This is a genomic window from Streptomyces sp. NPDC043861, assembly GCF_056435905.1.
The window spans coordinates 204083-223045 of sequence record NZ_JBWKDP010000014.1; the positions used below are offsets into that span (position 1 = coordinate 204083).

Sequence of the window (18963 nt, forward strand, 5' to 3'; positions counted from 1 at the left end):
CTTCGACGAGGAGACCACCATGACCGTGACACGGGACACCGACCGCGCGATCCGGCAGCGCGCGAGCGCCTTCGAACGCATCGCCGCTCTCTCGCACCGGCACCGCTGGTGGGCCCTGCTCCTCTGGGTCGTGGCCGTGGCCGGGGTCACCCTGGCCTCGACGGCCGTCGGCAGTTCGTACCACAACGACTTCTCGCTGCCCGGCACGGACTCGCACCGGGCCAGAGCGGTGCTGGAGCGGCACGGATCGGCACAGGCGGACGCCACCGTGCAGATCGTCGTCAAGCACCCGGGAGGAATCCGCGGCGGCTCGGCCGAGCGGCGTGTGGAGGGCATGCTCGGCGAGGTCGCCGGACTGCCGGGTGTGACGGATGTGCGCAGCCCCTACGAGGACTCCGCGGCGATCTCCGAGGACGGCACCGTCGGCTATGCGACCGTGACCCTCGACGGCGAGGCCGAGAACGTTCCCAAGGAGCACGTGCGGAAGCTCATCGGCACGGCGGCGTCGATCGAGGGCGATGGACTGGTGACAGCGGTGGGCGGTGACGCGGCGCGCGGAGCGGAGGAAGGAGAGGGCGGTGCGGCCGAGGGCGCCGGCGTCCTCGGGGCGCTGGTGATTCTGGTCTTCCTCTTCGGTTCGCTGGTGGCCGCGAGCCTTCCGGTCGTCACTGCGCTGTTCGCCGTGGGCAGTTCGATCGGTCTGATCGCGCTCGCCTCGCATCTCGCGGACGTCGCCGACTTCACCCCGCCGATCATGATGCTGGTCGGTCTCGGGGTCGGCGTCGACTACGCGCTGCTGATCTTCTCCCGCTACCGGGGCGAGTTGCTGAGCGGTGCGACCCCGCAGGACGCGACCCGCAGGGCGCTGGACGCCGCTGGACGCACGGTCTTCTTCGCGGGCTGCACGGTGATCATCGCGCTGATGGGGCTGGTGGCGCTGGGGCTGGGGTCACTGCAGGGTGTCGCGCTGGCGGTCGCGCTGACCGTGCTGGTGACGATGGTCGCTTCGCTGACGCTGCTTCCCGCTCTGCTCGGCCTGTGCGGGAACCGACTGCGCAGGCAGGTCGAGAAGCGGGCGGCGAGGACCGCGGCCAAGGGCCGTACCGAGGGCGCGGGCTGGCGGCGCTGGACCGACAGGGTGCAGCGCAGGCCGTGGGCCGCCCTGCTGGTGTCGGTCGTGGCACTCGGCGCCCTGGCCGCACCCGCGCTCGATATGCGGCTCGGCTTCGCCGATGCGGGCAACGACGCGGAGACCAGGACCAGTCGGCGGGCGTACGACATGCTCGCCGAGGGCTTCGGAGCCGGTTTCAACGGTCCGCTGATCGTGGTCGCGGACGGGACCGGGGACGGCGACGGCAGCGGCAGCGGCAGCGGCAGCGGCAGCGGGACGGCAGTGGCGGCGGCGGGCGAAGTGCGGGCCGCTCTGGAACGTACGCCCGGGATCGCGGCGACCACCCCGCCTCTCGCGGCCGACGGGGGTTCGGTCGCCACGCTGATCGTCTTCCCGGACTCCGCGCCGCAGGCCGAGGAGACCTCACGGCTCGTGGAACGGCTCCGTGGTGACGTCCTGCCGCGGCTCGAGCTGCGCACGGGTACGGACTTGCTGGTGGGGGGCTCTACGGCGGCCACGGAGGACTTCGCCTCGACCGTCTCGGACCGGATGCCGATGTTCGTCTCGATCGTCGTCGGCCTCTCCGCACTGCTGCTGCTCGCGGTCTTCCGTTCGGTGCTGATCCCGGTGAAGGCGGCGCTCCTGAATCTGGTGTCCATCGGCGCGGCGCTCGGCGCGATCACTCTCGTTTTCCAGCACGGCTGGTTCGGAGTCGATCCCGGCCCGATCGAGGCGTTCATCCCAGTCATGATCTTCGCGATCGTCTTCGGTCTCTCCATGGACTACGAGGTCTTCCTGCTCTCCCGGATCCACGAGGAGTGGGAGCGCACAAAGGACCCGCAGGGTGCGGTGCGGGAGGGCCTCGCGGCGACCGGGAAGGTCATCACCACTGCGGCGGCGATCATGATCGTGGTGTTCGCGGCCTTCATGCTCAGCCCTGACCGGATGCTGCAGCAGTTCGGACTCGGGCTGGCGGTGGCCATCCTGCTGGACGCCGTCGTGATCCGCTGTCTGATCGTCCCGGCGGTCATGCAACTGCTCGGGCGCAGCGCATGGTGGCTGCCGTCCTGGCTGCGCCGTGCACTGCCGGCAATGGAGCTGGAACGCCACTGATGTGCCCTGACGGGAGGGCCGGCGGTCCCGCGCTGTGCCGGCCGGCCCGGTTGCCCTGAGGACAGGCGTCGGCCTCACGGAGCGGGCACAGGTGAGGGCCGGGGCGGTCCATGCGCGCCGACTGTCGAATCGGCACCACCCCTCGGACGGGAGGCTCCTCGGTCGGGCAGTCTCAGGCGTCGTCCCCCGCGGGCGGCGCCTGCTCCCTCCTGCTGCTCAGCACGCGTTGGAGCCGGGCGACCACCGCTTCGCCCTGGCGGCGGTGGCCATGCACACGGGGGTCGTCCGTCACCGCGTACCGCTTCACGTACGCGCCGAGGAAGGCCTGGAGTGTGGCGACCGCAGGAATCGCGATCAGCGCGCCGACCGCCCCCAACAGCGCCGTGCCCGCTATGACCGAGCCGAACGCCACCGCGGGGTGGATGTCCACGGTCCTGGCCGTGAGCTTGGGCTGCAGCACATAGTTCTCGAACTGCTGGTAGACCAGCACGAAGCCGAGGACCCACAGCGCGTACCAGGGGTTGACCGTGAAGGCGATCAGCATCGGCAGGGCGCCTGCCAGATACGTACCGATCGTGGGGATGAACTGCGAGACCAGCCCCACCCACACCGCCAGCGCCGGGGCGTACGGGACACCGAGCAGCGCGAGCAGGATGTAGTGCGCGACGCCGGAGATCAGCGCCATCAGACCGCGCGAGTAGAGATAGCCGCCCGTCTTGTCGACCGCGATCTCCCAGGCGCGGAGCACCTCGGTCTGTTTCGCCGGCGGCAGCACGGAGCACAGCGCCCGCCGCAGCCGGGGCCCGTCGGCCGCGAAGTAGAAGGAGAACAGAAAGATCGTCAGCAGCTTGAACAGTCCGCCGAGCACCGTCGCCGAGACGTCGAGAACGCCGGTCGCGCTGTTCTCGACATATTTCTTCAGCCTGTCCGAGCGCAGCAGACTGTCCTGTATCGCGACCCGCGACAGCTGGGTGCGGAACGTCTGGTTGATCCAGTTGATCACCTGGTCGAGGTACTTGGGAAGGTCCTCGACCATCTCGACTATCTGACCCGCCAGCATCGAGCCGAGCAGCACGACGAATCCGGCGCCGACGATCAGCACCCCGAAGAAGACGAGGAAGGTGGCGAGGCCCCGGCGCATGCCACGCGCTGCCATGCGGCCCACCGCCGGCTCGATCGCCAGTGCCAGGAAGAACGAGATCAGAATATTGATCAGCAGCCCGACGAGCTGGTGGAACGCCCAGCTGCCGAGCTGGAAGCAGGCGTAGAGGGCCAGCGCCAGCACCATGGCCCGCGGAAGCCAGCGGGGCATACGGATGGGACCGCCCGGCTGGGCGGTCCCGCTGACGGCCCCCGGGCCCGGAGCAACCCCGGGAGCCGGCCCGTTGGCGGTGTCCACGGGACGGACGTCCGGCTCCGTCGCACCGGCGCTGGCTCCCCTTGCCTCGGCGCCGGGATGCGCGGTACCGGCGCAGCTCTGCGGACCGCCGACGCCGGGCGGGGCGATCGGCGGCACTTCGTCACGGAGGGTCTCGTCAGTCGATGCCACGGAGCAAGTCTCACTCACCGCGCCGACCACCGGACGACGGCCTGTGGAAAACCCGGCGGCTACCGCTTGTCGGCGGGAATCCCCACCGCCGCACACACCCCGCGCCACACGTCCTTCGTCTCCCACCCGGCGGCCAGTGCGTCGTACACGGTGCGGCCGCCGAGTTCGGCCATCACATGGTCCCGCGCGAAGGAATCGGCGTAGGCCGCACCGAAGTGCTCTTCCATGCGTTCCCAGAAAATCGTCAACCGCATGCCTCCAGTATCCCGCTCCTGAGAGTGCAGCCGTGCCCGACCTCCTTGCCGAGAGCCGTTTCCGCCCTACGGTCGGAGCATGGCTGGAACACCCCTGGAACGGGCCGAGCACTTCGTCTGGCTGACCGCCCGCGTGCTCGAGCAGCGACGGTTCGCGTACCACTTCCTCGGTGCGGGCGCGGACCCGGTCGAAGCCGCGCTGACCGCGTACCTCAACGAGGACGGGGGGTACGGGCACGCCCTCGAACCCGATCTCCGCGGCCCCGTGAGCCAGCCGCTGCACACGCTGCATGCGCTGCGCATCCTGGACTCCATCGGGCGCTGCGGCGGACTGCGGGTCGAGCGGATGTGCCGGTATCTCACTCAGGTGGCCACCAGGGACGGCGCGCTGCCCGCGGTCCATCCCTCTCAGCGGGGCTACCCGTCCGCGCCGTTCATCCCCGTCGTCGACGACCCCGCGAGCGAGCTCCTGGCCACCGGGCCGGTCGTCGGACTGCTGCACCGCAACCAGGTGTGGCACGCGTGGCTGTTCCGGGCGACGGACTTCTGCTGGGCGGCGGTCGACGCGCTCGGGAAGTCGCATCCGTACGAGATCCAGGCAGCGGTCGCCTTCCTGGACGGCGTCCCCGACCGTTCCAGGGCCGAGGCTGCGGCGGACCGGCTCGGCCGGCTCGTGCGCGAGCAGCGCCTCGTGGTCCTCGACCCGTCCCGGCCGGACGCGTACCCGGTCGCTGCCGGATATGCGCCCGGCGAGCACCACTTTCCGTACGACTACGCGCGGGTGCCCGGCTCGCTGGCCCGACGCTGGTTCACGGACGAGGAGATGGAGCTCTCGCTCGATCACCTCGCCGGCCGGCAGCAGGAGGACGGCGGATGGCCCGTGCCCTGGCAGCAGTGGGCCCCGGGCACCGCCCTGGAGGGCCGCCCGGTCGTGACGGTCGAGGCACTCCGGACGCTCAGGGCGCACGGGCGATCAATCCGCTGAGGCATGCCGAGGCCCACCGGGTTCCGCCGATCGCGTCCTGCTGGGCGCCTGCTCGCGCACGCGCACGCCCTCGGGCGAGGCCTCAGCCGCCCAGTGCCCGCACGCCCGCGGTGACAAGGACGGCTGCCGCGACGACAAGGAGGAAGGGCGCGCGCAGTACCAGCGCCACCGCCGCCGCCCCCAGACCCGCGGCCCTGGCGTCGACGACGAGCGCGCCGCCGGCGCTGAACGTCTGCTGAGCCGTGAGCGCCGCCAGCAGCGCGACGGGGAGCAGTGCGGCGAGCCGCTGCACCAGCGGTCGCTCGAGCACCCCTGCGGGGACCAGGAGACCGGCCAGTTTGACCAGGTAGCAGGCGACCGCTGTCACGCCGATCGCGATCCATACGTTCAACGGTCCGTTCAACGGTCCGTTCCCTTCCGACTATTGATGATCTTGCGGCCTTCGAGCCAGAGGACGGCGGGCGCGGCGAGCGCCGCGACCAGCACCGGCACCCCGGCGGGCAGCACCGGCAGCAGGCCGAGCCCCAGCACGACTGCGAGACCGGCGACGACCCGCTCGGTCGTCGTGCGAAGCATGGGTGCGAGCAGGGCGAGGAAGACCGCCGGTCCGGCGGCGTCCAGACCCCATGCATTGGTGTCGCCGATCGCCTCGGCCCCGAGCACGCCCAGCAGCGTGGTGAGGTTCCACAGCACGTAGAGCGTGAGACCGGTGACGGTGAAGCCCAGCCGTGCTGCGTGCCTGGTGGGCTGTGCGAGCGAGACGGCAGTGGTCTCGTCGATGACCCAGTGGGCGGCCAGAGGCCGCACGGACCGTCGCAGGGCCAGGAGCTGGGACAGCCTGAGACCGTAGAAGGCGTTCCGGGTGCCCAGGAAGAAGGCGCCGGCCGCCGCGGTGAACGGGTTGCCGCCCGCGGCGAGCGCGCCGACCAGGGCGAACTGCGAGGCGCCGGTGAAGACGAGCAGGCTGAGCGCGCAGGTCTGCAGGACGGTGAGTCCGGCGCCCGCGGCGGTGACGCCGAAGGCGAAGCCGGAGAGGCCCACGGCGATTCCGACGCCGAGAGCGTCCCTCACGACCGCGGAGTCGGTCTTCACCGGTGCACCGGGAATGCCCGGGCGCCCGGGCGCACGGGCCGCTGTGGACCGTGCGCCTTCGACGGGTATCTCTGGGGATGCTGTCTGTTCTGCCACGCCGTGGACGTTACGGGGGCGGATCGTCCACGGTCTTGTACGTTCTTGCGGTCCGTCCCCGGCCCTGTGCGGTCCGTCCGGTCGTACCGGCGGTCCGTCCTCTCGTGAACGGCCCTGCGGCCCGCCCCGGTCCTGCACGGTGCCGGCGCGACGGGTCCGGAAGCGCGACGACGGACCCAGCCGGTCCCGCCCGACGTGCTTCAGCCCTCCCCGCCGAGCCCGCGGCCCCGCTGGTAGGCCCCCGGAGGCACGCCCACGATCCGCGCGAAATGCCGGTTGAGGTGGGGCTGGTCGGTGAAGCCGACGGCGACGGCCGCCTCCGCCGGGGCGGTGCCCGTGTCCAGCAGCCGACGGGCACGGCGGACCCGCGCGTCGGTGAGCCAGGTGTGCGGGGGCATTCCGTAGCTGTCGCGGAAGGCCCTCAGCAGGGCGAACGGGCTGGTGCCGAGCTCGGCGGCCAGAGCCTGGAGCGTGGGCGGATCCTCCATCCGCTCCTCCAGCAGCGCACGGGCGCGCGCGGCGTTGCCAGCGCCAGCGGTGGGTGCCGGGCGAGGGGGCAGGGCGCTGCCGTAGTGGCACAGCATCCGCGAAACCATGATCCGCAGCATGCTGTCGGCTGCAAGCGCGTTGCCCTCCTCCGCCGCACGGTGGACCGCGCGGATGAGCCGGGCCGCCCGGTGGTCCACCACATCGGTCTCGGCGAAGCCGGGCGTGCCACGGATCGTGGTGGTCTCGGCGGCGATCTCGGCGACCACCTGCGAGGACGGGTACAGAGTCGAGTACACCCATCCCTCGGGCGCCCCGGCCCTCGCGGTGTGCGGGACCTCGGGATTGATCATGACGACCGTGCCGGGTCCCGCGTGCACGACGCCGCCGGGCAGCCCGACGTCCTCGATCCCGCCGGTTATCGTGCCGAAGACGTACCCCTCGTGACTGTGGCGGGGGAACGTGTGCCGGACGTAGCGGGCCCTGAGCAGATCGATGCCCGGCAGACCCTCGTGCTGCCAGAATCGCGCCCACTCGCCCTTCGCCATGAGCACATTCTCGCAGGTCCGGGCGATTGTCACTGGGGCGGTGCACGATGGGGGCATGTCCAGGAGCGCGCTCGATTCCTTCTCCCCCGCGACCCGCGGTTGGTTCACGGGGGCGTTCAGCGCGCCCACCGCGGCCCAGGAGGGCGCCTGGCGGGCCATCGGGCAGGATTCGGACGTCCTGGTCGTGGCACCGACCGGGTCCGGCAAGACGCTCGCCGCGTTCCTGGCCGCCCTCGACCGGCTCGCGTCCACGCCGCCGCCCGCGGACGCGAAGAAGCGCTGCCGTGTGCTGTACGTATCACCGCTGAAGGCGCTCGCCGTCGATGTCGAGCGCAATCTGCGCAGCCCGCTGACGGGGATCCGCCAGGAGTCGGTCCGGCTCGGACTCCCCGAGCCGGAGGTGCGGGTCGGGATCCGCTCCGGTGACACCCCGGCGGCCGAGCGGAGGGCTCTGGCCACCCGCCCGCCGGACATTCTGATCACGACCCCCGAGTCGCTGTTCCTGATGCTCACGTCCTCCACCCGGGAGGCACTGACGGGTGTCGAGACGGTGATCCTGGACGAGGTGCACGCGGTCGCGGGGACCAAGAGAGGCGCGCACCTCGCCCTGTCCCTGGAGCGGCTGGACGAGCTGCTGCCGCGCCCGGCCCGCCGGATCGGCCTGTCCGCGACGGTCCGGCCGGTCGACGAGGTGGCCCGCTATCTCTCGCCTCAGCGCAGGGTGGAGATCGTCCAGCCGCCTTCGGGCAAGGAGTTCGACCTGTCCGTGGTCGTACCGGTCGAGGATCTCGGCGAGCTGGGCGGATCCCCCGCGTCGGAGCCGGACGCCGCCGGTGAGAAGCCGTCCATCTGGCCCCATGTCGAGGAGCGGATCGCCGACCTGGTCCAGGCACACCGCTCGACGATCGTCTTCGCCAACTCCCGCCGTCTCGCCGAGCGGTTGTGCAACCGGCTCAACGAGATCGCGTACGAGAGGTCTGTGGGGGAACCCCTGCCGGAAGGCGCTCCGCCCGCCGAGATCATGGCGCAGTCCGGTACCGCCCACGGCGCTCCGGCCCTGCTCGCCCGCGCGCACCACGGCTCGGTCTCCAAGGAGCAGCGCGCGCTGGTCGAGGAGGACCTGAAGGCGGGCCGGCTGCCCGCCGTCGTCGCCACGTCCAGCCTGGAACTGGGCATCGACATGGGCGCGGTGGACCTGGTCGTCCAGGTCGAGTCGCCACCGTCCGTCGCCTCCGGACTTCAGCGCGTCGGCCGCGCGGGGCACCAGGTGGGCGCGGTGTCCACGGGCGTGGTCTTCCCCAAGTACCGGGGCGATCTGGTGCAGGCCGCCGTGGTCACCGAGCGGATGCGGACCGGCTCGATCGAGGCGCTGCGCATCCCCGCCAATCCGCTGGACGTACTGGCCCAGCAGCTCGTCGCCGTGGTCGCCCTCGACACCTGGCAGGTGGACGATCTGCTCGCGTTGGTGCGGCGCGCGGCTCCCTTCGCCTCGCTCCCCGAGTCGGCGTTCACGGCCGTGCTGGACATGCTCGCGGGGCGCTATCCGTCCGATGCCTTCGCGGAGTTGCGGCCGCGCGTGGTGTGGGACAGGGTCGCCGGAACGGTCACGGGGCGGCCCGGCGCCCAGCGCCTCGCCGTCACCTCGGGCGGCACGATCCCGGACCGCGGGCTGTTCGGGGTGTTCCTCGCCGGGGCGGACCCCAAGAAGGGCGGCGGTCGCGTCGGCGAGCTCGACGAGGAGATGGTGTACGAGTCCCGCGTCGGCGATGTCTTCACGCTCGGCACCACGTCCTGGAGGATCGAGGACATCACCCGGGACAGGGTGCTGGTGTCCCCCGCGCCGGGAGTTCCGGGCAGACTCCCGTTCTGGAAGGGCGACCAGCTCGGCCGGCCCCTCGAACTGGGCCGTGCCGTGGGCGCGTTCCTCCGGGAGATCGGCTCGCTCTCCGACGAGGACGCCCGGCTGCGACTGCTGACGGCAGGGCTCGACGCATGGGCGGCCGACAATGTGCTCGCCTATCTCGACGAGCAGCGTCGCGCCTGCGGCCATGTGCCCGACGACCGCACGATCCTCGTCGAGCGGTTCCGCGACGAGCTGGGTGACTGGCGGGTCGTCGTGCATTCCCCGTTCGGTGCCCAGGTGCACGCCCCGTGGGCGCTCGCGCTCGGCGCCCGGCTCGCCGAGCGCTACGGCATGGACGCCCAGGTCATGCACGCGGACGACGGAATCGTGCTGCGGCTGCCGGACGCCGACCTCATGGGCCTGGATCTCCTCGACCAGGACCCCGTGCACCTCGACACGGCGTACGACAGCGATCAGGCGCCGGTCGGTGCCGCGGACACTCTTTTCGACAAGGGGGAGATCGGTCAGATCGTGACCGATCAGGTGGGCGGCTCTGCGCTCTTCGCATCCCGGTTCCGGGAGTGCGCGGCGCGCGCCCTTCTCCTGCCGCGCCGCAATCCCGGCAAGCGCACACCGCTCTGGCAGCAGCGCCAGCGTGCCGCCCAGCTGCTGCAGGTGGCGAGCGAGTTCGGCTCCTTCCCGATCGTCCTCGAAGCGGTGCGGGAGTGCCTCCAGGACGTGTTCGACGTCCCGGGACTCACGGAACTGATGGGGGACATCGAGTCCCGCCGGGTCCGGCTCGTCGAGGTCACCACCCCCGAGCCGTCCCCCTTCGCCCGCTCCCTGCTCTTCGGCTATGTGGCGCAGTTCCTGTACGAGGGGGACTCACCCCTCGCCGAGCGTCGCGCCGCCGCCCTCTCCCTGGACTCACGGCTGCTGGCCGAGCTGCTCGGTCAGGCCGAGCTGCGCGAGCTGCTCGACGCGGATGTGCTCACCGAGCTCGAGCAGGAGCTCCAGTGGCTCACCGACGACCGCAGGGTCAAGGACATGGAGGGCGTCGCCGACCTGCTGCGCGTGCTCGGACCACTCACCACGGCGGAGCTGACCGAGCGCGGCGCCGAGGCGCGGTGGCCCGAGGAGCTCGCCGCGGCCCGCCGCGCCATCCGGGTCCGTATCGCGGGCGCCGACCACTGGGCGGCGGTCGAGGACGCCGGACGGCTGAGGGACGCCCTGGGCACGGCACTCCCCGTGGGCATCCCCGAAGCATTCACTGAGCCCGTCAAGGACCCGTTGGGCGACCTTCTGGCCCGATTCGCCCGTACGCACGGTCCGTTCACCTCGTCCCGGGCCGCCGCGCGGTTCGGCCTCGGCGCAGCCGTCACGGACGGGGCGCTGCAGCGGCTGGCCGCGACGGGGCGAGTGGTGCAGGGCGAGTTCCACCCCTCGGGCATCGGCCAGGAGTGGTGCGACGCAGCGGTGCTACGGCGGCTGCGTCGCCGCTCCCTGGCCGCGCTGCGCCAGGAGCTGGAGCCCGTCCCCCCGGCCGCGCTCGCCACATTCCTCCCCCAGTGGCAGCACGTCGGGAACAGCAGCCTTCGCGGCATCGACGGACTGGCGCGCGCGATCGAGCAGTTGCAGGGTGCGCCGATACCCGCCTCCGCGCTGGAGAAGCTCATCCTCCCGTCCCGGGTCACGGGGTACGCCCCCGCCCTGCTCGACGAACTGACCACGACCGGCGAGGTGGTGTGGGCCGGGGCCGGCTCCCTGCCCGGCAAGGACGGCTGGGTCTCCCTCTATCTCGCCGACGCGGCCCCGCTGTTGCTCCCTCCGCCACACCCGTTGGAGCTGACGGCACTTCATGAGTCGGTGCTCACCTCCCTCTCCGGTGGGTACGGCCTGTTCTTCCGTCAGATCGCCGACCAGGTACGGGCCACGACCCACCCGGACGCCACTGATCCCCAGCTGGCCGACTCGCTCTGGGACCTGGCCTGGTCGGGACGGCTGACCAATGACACCCTGGCGCCGCTGCGCTCGCTCCTGGGATCGGGCCGTACGGCCGGCTCCACGGCGCACCGGGCCAAGCGCACCGTCCCCCGCGGGCGCTACGGTGCACTGACGGGAGCCGCGCGCCCCGTTTCCCGCACGGGACCGCCGACCGTCTCCGGGCGCTGGTCGCTGCTCCCCGCCCATGAGCCGGACCCCACGCATCGCGCCCATGCCCTGGCCCGCACTCTGCTGGACCGCCATGGCGTGGTCACCCGCGGTGCGGTGGCCGCCGAAGGGGTCGAAGGCGGTTTCTCCGCGACGTATCGCATCCTGTCCGCCTTCGAGGACAACGGGCAGGCCCGACGCGGCTATGTCGTCGAGGGCTTGGGTGCCGCCCAGTTCGCCATGGACGGAGCCGTGGACCGGCTGCGCGCGGCCGCCACCGCCCGCGACCGCGCCGACGGGCACGCCGCGCCCCGCGCGGTGGTGCTGGCGGCGGCGGACCCTGCGAACGCGTACGGGGCAGCGCTGTCCTGGCCGGAGCCTCCGACCGGCGCGGGCCACAAGCCGGGCCGCAAAGCGGGCTCCCTGGTCGTTCTCGTCGACGGCGAGCTCACGCTCTACATGGAGCGTGGCGGCAGGACCCTCCTGTGCTGGCCCACCGAACCGGACGCCCCGGTGCTGCGGGCAGCGGCCGATGCGCTCGCAGCGGCGGCCAGGGCGGGCACACTCGGCACCGTCACCGTCGAGCGCATCAACGGAGTGACCGCTCTGACTTCTCCCCTGTCACGAGCGCTCGAGGAATCCGGCTTCCACGCCACTCCGAGAGGCCTCCGGCTGCGTCCCTGACGCAGCCGGAGGCCCTGCGCAGGTGTCGCACGCCCCGAGGCCCGTCCGCACGCGCCGCCGACACCCCTGCACGCCCCTCGTTCCGCTGCCCGGCGGGCGCCCGCCGGTACGGCCGGCCGTGGGCTGCCGGAGCGCGCTCCCGCCCGATTCCCGCATCATGGATGGCATGCCCGAAGGAGACACCGTCTGGCTGACCGCCCGGAATCTGCACCGTGCCCTGGCCGGCCGGACACTCACGGTCTTCGACCTGCGGGTGCCGCGGTTCGCCACCGCCGACCTCACCGGCCGGGACGTTCTGGACGTCACACCACGCGGCAAACACCTCCTCACCCGCATCGAGGGTGGTCTGACCCTCCACTCACATCTGCGGATGGACGGCTCCTGGCGGGTGTACCCGGCCGGTGCGCGCTGGCGCGGCGGCCCCGCGCACCAGATCCGGGCGGTGCTCGGCAACACCGAGCACACCACTGTCGGGTACCGCCTCCCCGTACTCGAACTGCTCCGCACCAAGGACGAGGAACGGGTCGTCGGACACCTGGGCCCCGATCTCCTGGGACCCGACTGGGATCCGGGCACAGCGCTGCGGAATCTCTTCGCCGACCCGGCCCGCCCGCTCGGCGAGGCGCTCCTCGACCAGCGAAATCTCGCCGGCATCGGCAATGTCTACAAGTCCGAGCTGGCCTTCATGGCCCGCGTCACGCCCTGGCTCCCGGTCGGCGAGCTTCCCGCCGGCGTCCCCGAGCGTCTCGTTGCGACCGCGCACCGGCTGCTGGAGGCGAACAAGGAACGGTTCGACCGCCGCACCACCCCTGCCGAGCGCCGCGCCGAGCAGCGCCTGTTCGTGTACGGCCGCGAAGGCCGTCCCTGTCTGCGCTGCGGGGCGCCGGTCCGCAGAGCGGACCAGGGCGATCGCGTGACGTACTGGTGCCCGGTGTGCCAGTCGGGCCCTGCGGCCTGAGCAGCCGCCTTGCACACCTCCATCTCCCGTGCACGCAGCACTGGTTGACGCTCCGTCAGATCTGGTCGTACGGTCACCGGCATGCCCCTCACCGCGTACGACCTCACCGGCCGCACCGCGTTCGTCACCGGGGCGGCGAGCGGTATCGGCCGGGCGTCCGCAGTCCTCCTGGCCCGGGCGGGCGCCACTGTCCACTGTGCGGATGTGGGCGAGAAGGGCCTGCACGAGACCCGGGCCCTGATCGCCGACATCGGCGGCACCGCCCACACCCATGTCGTCGACGTCAGCGACCCCGTCCGCCTCCGGGCGGCGGTGCAGACGGCGGGCCCGATTCACGTCATGGCCGCGATCGCCGGAATCATGCACTCGAGCCCTGTGCTGGAGACCCGCGACGAGGATCTCGACCGAGTCCTCGCGGTCAACTTCAAGGGCGTGCTCCACGCTTGCCAGGCTGCCGCCCGCTCCATGATCGATGCGGGCATCGAGGGCTCGATCATCACCATGGCCTCGGGCGCGGTCGATGCCGCGACGCCGGGCCTGCTCTGCTACAGCGTGGCGAAGGCGGCTGTTGTACAGCTCACCAGGACCCTCGCATCCGAGCTGGGACAGCACTCCATCCGGGTGAACGCGGTCGCCCCGGGCTGGGTGCGCACCCCCATGACCGACCGCCATGAGGCCGGTCTTCAGCAGAAGGCGGAGGCCGCCATGGTTCGGCTGTCACCGCTCGGCCGGGTCGGCGAGCCCGAGGACATCGCGCACGCGGTCCTCCATCTCGCCTCCGACGCGTCGTCGTTCACGACGGGTCAGATCCTCCGGCCGAACGGGGGCGTCGCGATGCCTTGGTAGCCGTGTGCGCTCCCCCAGCTCCACCGGCATCCCCGGCTCGCGACGCGACGTGCACCGGCAGCAGACTGAGCCCCCACCCGCCTGCCGCCACTGCCCCCTCGACGAGCCCCGCATGCTCCGGCACCAGCGCCAGTCGCAGAACGGCCCACCACCACAGCACGCCCAGCGCGAGCGCCGGCAGCAGGACCCATCGCCTTGCCATGGCCGCCTCCTCCGGTCGACGCTAGACCGGACCGATCACTCGGCGGGAGGGCGCACCGGTTGCACACCAGGCGCGCCCGCAGCATATGTGCTCGGTGTCCCGGAGGTTCGTGCACCGGGCTGTGCGCCCGCGCACGCCACCGGTCTCTCCCGGCTGCGCGCCCACGGGCACGGACACGGACATCGCGCTACGCGCTCTCGGCCTGGAACATCCAGGCGTGCTTCTCGAGGTCGGCGGTGAGCCCGATCAGGATGTCCTGGCTCACCGGGTCGGGCTCGCCCGTGACGTCGACACGTTCCCGCATCCTGCCGATCACCGCACCCAGCGCCTTCACCATGGTGCTCACCACATCGGTGTCCTGGATCCAGCCGTCAGGCACGTTGCCGATGGCGCTCGACGAGGCGACCGTTCCGGCACGCCCGTCCGGCGCCACGCCGATCGCGGACGCCCGCTCCGCCACGGTGTCGGAGTGCATCCGCGCCGTGGCCACGACCTCGTCCAGTTGCAGATGTACGGAGCGGAATCGCGGCCCGACCACGTTCCAGTGAACCTGCTTCGCCACCAGCGCCAGATCGACCAGATCGACCAGTGCACCCTGCAGCGCCTCACCGGTGACCTTGCGGTCCGCCTCGGAGAGCGGGCTCTTCACCACAGACATCGTGACCTCCGTTTTGATGACACCCCCGATGACACCGTTCTCCACCATGGCACATATGGGACGAAACGGTTATTCGGGGGAAAGAGTGGAGCCCCGATCGAGTACCCACCCGACCGGGGCTCACACACGGAGATCAGCGCGGGCATCAGCCCGTACCGTCAAGCGGCGACGACGTCCACCGCTTCCGCGGGCGCCTTGATGGTCACCCGCTCCGTCGGCACACCCGCCACCGACGTCACCGACACGGAATTCAGCATCGGACGTACTGGCGCGGGCACCGGCTCACTCGCCGCTGCCGACTCGGCCAGCTCGGCCAGCGACAGCTCGTCGCTCACTTCACGCATGAGCTCGGACATCCGTACGTCAAGCGCGTCGCAAATCGCGGAGAGCAGCTCGGAGGAAGCCTCCTTCTGCCCCCGTTCCACCTCGGAGAGATAGCCGAGCGATACTCGGGCGGACGAGGAGACTTCGCGCAGAGTACGGCCCTGGCGCTGGCGCTGCCGACGCAGCACGTCACCCAGCAGGCGACGGAGCAGAATCATCGGTGGCTCCCTCCTCGGACCGTGTAGCCGCATCCTTCACGCCCCACCGTACCGCCTCGCGCTGCGGCCGTGCGGGGAGCGATGACGTGTTCACTCAGGGCTGCAAACATCAAGTCCCCCCGTTCTGTTCCGTATCCTGTGCCCGCTCATTCCCCAGGAGTTCTCCGGCGAGCAGTTCCAGCACTCTCCGTACACTCTCTCTACGGATTTCCGCACGGTCGCCGTTCAACCGCAGCGCGGCCACTTTCCGCGCCCCGTCCGGTCCCGCGACGGCCACGAAGACGGTTCCGACCGCCTGCCCGTCCTGCGGCTCGGGCCCTGCGACACCCGTGGTCGCGATTCCCCAGCCGGAGCCCATCCGCATGCGCACGCCCGCCGCCATCTGCGCCGCGACTTCCGGGTCCACCGCGCCCCGCGCGCCCAGCAGGGCCCCGTCGACTCCCAGAACGTCCTGTTTCACGGCCGTCGCATACGCCGTCACGGAGCCGCGGAAGGTTTTCGAGGCGCCGGGCACCGCGGTCAGCTCCGCGGCCACCAGACCGCCGGTGAGGGACTCTGCGACGGCCAGGGTCTCGCCACGCTCCGCAAGCAGCGCGAGCACCCCTGCCGCGTCGTGCGGAGCCGCGTTCATCGCGACGACTCCGCCGCGTCCGGCCGGGCCTCCTGAGCGGCCTCTCGCTCGGCGGCGAGCCCCCTGCGGCGCAGGACCACCGCCTGGCGCACGTAGTCGAGCCCGGTGACCACGGTCAGCACGACCGCCGCGGCCATCACCCACCACCGCAGGGTGGCCAGCGGGCCGGTCAGCGCCAGCACGTACATCCCGACCGCCGTGCCCTGGAAGAGCGTCTTCATCTTGCCGCCGCGGCTGGCGGGGATGACCCCGTGCCGGATCACCCAGAAGCGCATCAGCGTGATCCCGAGCTCACGGAAGAGGATCACCCCCGTCACCCACCAGGGCAGATCCCCGAGCGCCGAGAGACAGATCAGCCCCGCCGCCATGATCGCCTTGTCCGCGATCGGGTCGGCGATCTTCCCGAAGTCCGTGACCAGGTTGTACGTGCGCGCCAGATGACCGTCGAAAATGTCGGTGATCATGGCGACGGCGAAGGCCGCCCATGCCCAGGCGCGCCAGGCCGGGTCGTAGCCCCCGTCCATCAGCATCAGGACGACGAAGCCGGGGACGAGCACCAGCCGCACCATGGTGAGGATGTTGGCAATGTTCCACAGGCTGGCCTGATTGACGGCCGCAGCGCCCAGCTTGCCGCCGGGTGCCGGCCTGCCGGTCCCACCCGCGGACGCCGGGACTCCCGTCATCTGGCTGCCTCCTCACGACACTCCGAAACGATCTCGGCGACCAGGTCGACGCCCTCCGTGCCCACCACCTTCGCCTCGACCATACGTCCGGGCACCAGCCCGTCGGCAGCCGTGAAGATCACTTGGCCGTCGGTCTCCGGTGCCTGGTGTGCGGCGCGGCCCACGGCCGCGTACTCGTCCTCGTCGAGGTCGTCTTCCTGGTCCCCGTCGAAGACGGATTCGACCAGTACCTCCAGGGTCTCTCCGATCCGCTCCTCCGCGCGCTGGGCGGTCAGCTCCTCGGCGAGTCTGGACAGATCCGCGAGCCGCTCGTCCACGACGTCCTGGTCGAGCTTGCGGTCGTAGGTGGCAGCTTCGGTGCCCTCCTCGTCCGAGTAGCCGAAGACACCGATCGCATCCAGCCGGGCCGCCGTGAGGAAGCCCTCCAGCTCCGCGAAGTCCTCCTCGGTCTCCCCGGGGAAGCCCACGATGAAGTTGGAGCGCACTCCGGCGGTCGGGGCCTTGGTCCGGATCGTCTCCAGCAGCTCCAGGAACCGCTCGGTGTCACCGAAGCGCCGCATCGCACGCAGTACGCCAGGCGCGCTGTGCTGGAAGGACAGATCGAAGTACGGCGCGACCTTCTCCGTCGAGGTCAGCACGTCGATGAGGCCGGGGCGCATCTCCGCGGGCTGCAGATAGCTCACCCGCACCCGCTCGATCCCGTCGACGGCCGCCAGCTCGGGCAGCAGCGTCTCCAGCAGCCGGATGTCGCCGAGGTCCTTGCCGTACGAGGTGTTGTTCTCGGAGACCAGCATGATCTCCTTGACGCCCTGCTCGGCGAGCCAGCGCGTCTCACCCAGCACATCGCTGGGCCGCCGGGAGACGAAGGCCCCCCGGAACGAGGGGATGGCGCAGAAGGAGCAGCGGCGGTCGCAGCCGGAGGCGAGCTTCACGGATGCGACGGGGCTGGTGTCCAGGCGGCGACGCAGGGGCGCTCGCGGCCCCGAGGCGGGTGCGAGGCCCTCCGGGAGATCGGTGGGAACACTCTCCGGCGCCGGAGCCTGGGCATGGCCTGGCAGGGCCACTTCGGCGGACTGCCGCTCGGCGGGGCTGATGGGCAGCAGCTTGCGCCGGTCGCGCGGGGTGTGCGCGGCGTGGATCCCGCCGCTCAGAATGGTCTGGAGCCGGTCGGAGATGTCGGCGTAGTCGTCGAATCCGAGCACACCGTCCGCCTCCGGCAGGGCCTCGGCGAGCTCCTTGCCGTACCGCTCGGCCATGCAGCCGACGGCGACGACGGCCTGGGTCCTGCCGTGATCCTTCAGGTCATTGGCTTCGAGGAGGGCATCGACGGAGTCCTTCTTGGCGGCCTCGACGAATCCACAGGTGTTGACGACCGCGACGTCCGCGTCGGTGGCTTCCTCGACGAGCTCCCAGCCGTCCGCTGCCAAGCGGCCTGCGAGCTCCTCCGAGTCCACCTCGTTACGGGCGCAGCCAAGAGTGACAAGGGCGACGGTACGGCGTTCGGGCATGGGCCCAAGACTACTTTGTCCTGGCCCACGCCCGGTCCGCGAGGCTGCCGGGGCGTACGGGCCTCCGTTTCGGCCGGTCATCCGGTCCGGGCGGCCCTGCGGGGCCGCCCACAGGACTCCCCGGCAGGACCTGCCACAGGGTCACCCGGCCTCGGGGTCACCCTTCGAGTACGACAGCCGCTCGACCTGGCCGGGCTCGAACTTGTCCTCGACCTTCTTGCCGTTCACGAACAGCTCGATCGCACCCGCGTTGCCGAGGATGATGTCCAGCCGTTCGTCGTCCTGGAAGGTCTTGGACTGCCCGGCCAGGAGCAGCCCGTCGAACAGCAGCTTTCCGTTCGCGGACTTCGCCGAGATCCAGCTCTTGTCGCCGACGGCGGACACCTTGACGGTGACCTTGTCCTGGGGAACCGCGGCGATCGCGCTGTCCGAGGGGACCGGCTTGGGCTCCGCGGGCTTGACGGGGGGCGGGGTGGGCTTGGGTGTGGTCTTCTGCGGCGCTGCGCCCTCGGCAACGTTCTTGGTGCTGTTGCCCTCGTCGCCGCCGTTGAGAAGGGTGAAGGCGGCGAATCCGATGACCGCGACGATGGCCGCGACCATCGCGGCGGTCCAGTTCGGGCGCCTGGGCTCTGGGCGGATACGTTCCGCCTCGAAGAGCGGGGCCGCGGGGGTGGGCGACGGGCGGCCGCCGTGCTCGGCGTCGTACTGCGCGACGAGCGGGGCCGGATCCAGTCCTACGGCACGGGCGAGCGTCCCGATGTGCCCGCGCGCATACACGTCGCCACCACAGCGGGAGAAGTCATCCTGCTCGATCGCCTGCACGATGGGGACGCGCACGCGGGTGGAGGTACTGACCTCGTCAACGGTCAGACCTGCATCGCTTCGAGCCTGCTGGAGCGAGCGGCCGATCGAAGGGCGGTCGTCCTCGATCGAAGGCCGGTCGTCTTCGGGGGAGTTGCCGATGGACACGTGTGCGCCTTTCGAGCGTGTAGCCACCTGCTGGAGGTTCAGTCTAGGGGTGGT

At 71.3% G+C, this 18963-nt stretch carries 17 protein-coding genes; 5 read left to right on the plus strand and 12 right to left on the minus strand.

What is annotated here, in order from left to right:
* The first annotated feature begins 19 nt into the window (after nucleotides 1-19).
* Nucleotides 20-2224, plus strand: coding sequence for an MMPL family transporter (locus AC068D_RS28270; protein WP_478825914.1), 2205 nt, complete (start codon nucleotides 20-22; stop codon nucleotides 2222-2224).
* 172 nt (nucleotides 2225-2396) lie between these two features.
* Here AC068D_RS28270 and AC068D_RS28275 read toward each other — a convergent pair whose 3' ends face one another.
* Nucleotides 2397-3536 carry an AI-2E family transporter gene (locus AC068D_RS28275; protein ID WP_478825937.1) on the minus strand — a complete coding sequence of 380 codons (1140 nt, stop codon included), beginning with the start codon at nucleotides 3534-3536 and terminating at the stop codon, nucleotides 2397-2399.
* A 296-nt stretch (nucleotides 3537-3832) separates the two neighbouring features.
* Nucleotides 3833-4027 (minus strand): DUF3046 domain-containing protein, encoded by a 195-nt coding sequence (locus AC068D_RS28280; RefSeq protein WP_478825915.1) that lies wholly within the window; start codon nucleotides 4025-4027, stop codon nucleotides 3833-3835.
* A 79-nt stretch (nucleotides 4028-4106) separates the two neighbouring features.
* Between AC068D_RS28280 and AC068D_RS28285 the strand changes: the two genes are divergently transcribed.
* Nucleotides 4107-5012, plus strand: coding sequence for a hypothetical protein (locus tag AC068D_RS28285; RefSeq protein ID WP_478825916.1), 906 nt, complete (start codon nucleotides 4107-4109; stop codon nucleotides 5010-5012).
* A gap of 82 nt (nucleotides 5013-5094) precedes the next feature.
* Here AC068D_RS28285 and AC068D_RS28290 read toward each other — a convergent pair whose 3' ends face one another.
* From AC068D_RS28290 to AC068D_RS28300, 3 genes are all read right to left on the minus strand, one after another.
* Nucleotides 5095-5403, minus strand: coding sequence for an AzlD domain-containing protein (locus tag AC068D_RS28290; protein WP_478825938.1), 309 nt, complete (start codon nucleotides 5401-5403; stop codon nucleotides 5095-5097).
* Nucleotides 5404-5411: 8 nt separating this feature from the next.
* Nucleotides 5412-6200, minus strand: a complete 789-nt coding sequence (locus AC068D_RS28295) for an AzlC family ABC transporter permease (RefSeq protein WP_478825917.1) — start codon at nucleotides 6198-6200, stop codon at nucleotides 5412-5414.
* Nucleotides 6201-6400: 200 nt separating this feature from the next.
* The gene (locus AC068D_RS28300) at nucleotides 6401-7234 is read right to left on the minus strand and encodes an AraC family transcriptional regulator (protein WP_478825918.1); all 834 of its coding nucleotides are present in this window, start codon (nucleotides 7232-7234) and stop codon (nucleotides 6401-6403) included.
* Between the two features lie 55 nt (nucleotides 7235-7289).
* Here AC068D_RS28300 and AC068D_RS28305 point away from each other — a divergent pair, with 55 nt between their 5' ends.
* The 3 genes from AC068D_RS28305 to AC068D_RS28315 all read left to right on the plus strand — a co-directional run bounded on the left by AC068D_RS28305 (nucleotide 7290) and on the right by AC068D_RS28315 (nucleotide 13716).
* Complete coding sequence (locus AC068D_RS28305) at nucleotides 7290-11912, plus strand: ATP-dependent helicase (protein ID WP_478825919.1); 4623 nt, start codon at nucleotides 7290-7292, stop codon at nucleotides 11910-11912.
* Nucleotides 11913-12078: 166 nt separating this feature from the next.
* On the plus strand, nucleotides 12079-12870 hold the full coding sequence (locus AC068D_RS28310; protein WP_478825920.1) for an Fpg/Nei family DNA glycosylase: 792 nt from the start codon (nucleotides 12079-12081) through the stop codon (nucleotides 12868-12870).
* Between the two features lie 81 nt (nucleotides 12871-12951).
* Entirely contained in the window at nucleotides 12952-13716 is a 765-nt protein-coding gene (locus AC068D_RS28315) for an SDR family NAD(P)-dependent oxidoreductase (protein WP_478825921.1), read from the plus strand.
* Here AC068D_RS28315 and AC068D_RS28320 read toward each other — a convergent pair.
* From AC068D_RS28320 to AC068D_RS28350, 7 genes are all read right to left on the minus strand, one after another.
* The gene (locus AC068D_RS28320; protein ID WP_478825922.1) at nucleotides 13664-13918 is read right to left on the minus strand and encodes a hypothetical protein; all 255 of its coding nucleotides are present in this window, start codon (nucleotides 13916-13918) and stop codon (nucleotides 13664-13666) included. The two genes, AC068D_RS28315 and AC068D_RS28320, sit on opposite strands and share 53 nt — an antisense overlap.
* Before the next feature lie 187 nt (nucleotides 13919-14105).
* Nucleotides 14106-14576 carry a Dps family protein gene (locus AC068D_RS28325; protein WP_478825923.1) on the minus strand — a complete coding sequence of 157 codons (471 nt, stop codon included), beginning with the start codon at nucleotides 14574-14576 and terminating at the stop codon, nucleotides 14106-14108.
* A gap of 158 nt (nucleotides 14577-14734) precedes the next feature.
* The gene (locus AC068D_RS28330; RefSeq protein WP_019889909.1) at nucleotides 14735-15118 is read right to left on the minus strand and encodes a helix-turn-helix domain-containing protein; all 384 of its coding nucleotides are present in this window, start codon (nucleotides 15116-15118) and stop codon (nucleotides 14735-14737) included.
* A gap of 109 nt (nucleotides 15119-15227) precedes the next feature.
* Nucleotides 15228-15749: a CinA family protein gene (locus tag AC068D_RS28335; protein ID WP_478825924.1), complete on the minus strand. Its 522-nt coding sequence runs from the start codon at nucleotides 15747-15749 to the stop codon at nucleotides 15228-15230.
* Nucleotides 15746-16432, minus strand: a complete 687-nt coding sequence (pgsA, locus tag AC068D_RS28340) for a CDP-diacylglycerol--glycerol-3-phosphate 3-phosphatidyltransferase (protein ID WP_478825925.1) — start codon at nucleotides 16430-16432, stop codon at nucleotides 15746-15748. The genes AC068D_RS28335 and pgsA overlap by 4 nt, the downstream gene beginning before the upstream one ends.
* Nucleotides 16429-17940, minus strand: coding sequence for a 30S ribosomal protein S12 methylthiotransferase RimO (rimO, locus tag AC068D_RS28345; RefSeq protein WP_478825926.1), 1512 nt, complete (start codon nucleotides 17938-17940; stop codon nucleotides 16429-16431). Before rimO ends, pgsA begins: the two co-directional genes overlap by 4 nt.
* Before the next feature lie 141 nt (nucleotides 17941-18081).
* Nucleotides 18082-18909 (minus strand): helix-turn-helix domain-containing protein, encoded by an 828-nt coding sequence (locus AC068D_RS28350; RefSeq protein WP_478825927.1) that lies wholly within the window; start codon nucleotides 18907-18909, stop codon nucleotides 18082-18084.
* Between the last annotated feature and the right edge of the window lie 54 nt (nucleotides 18910-18963).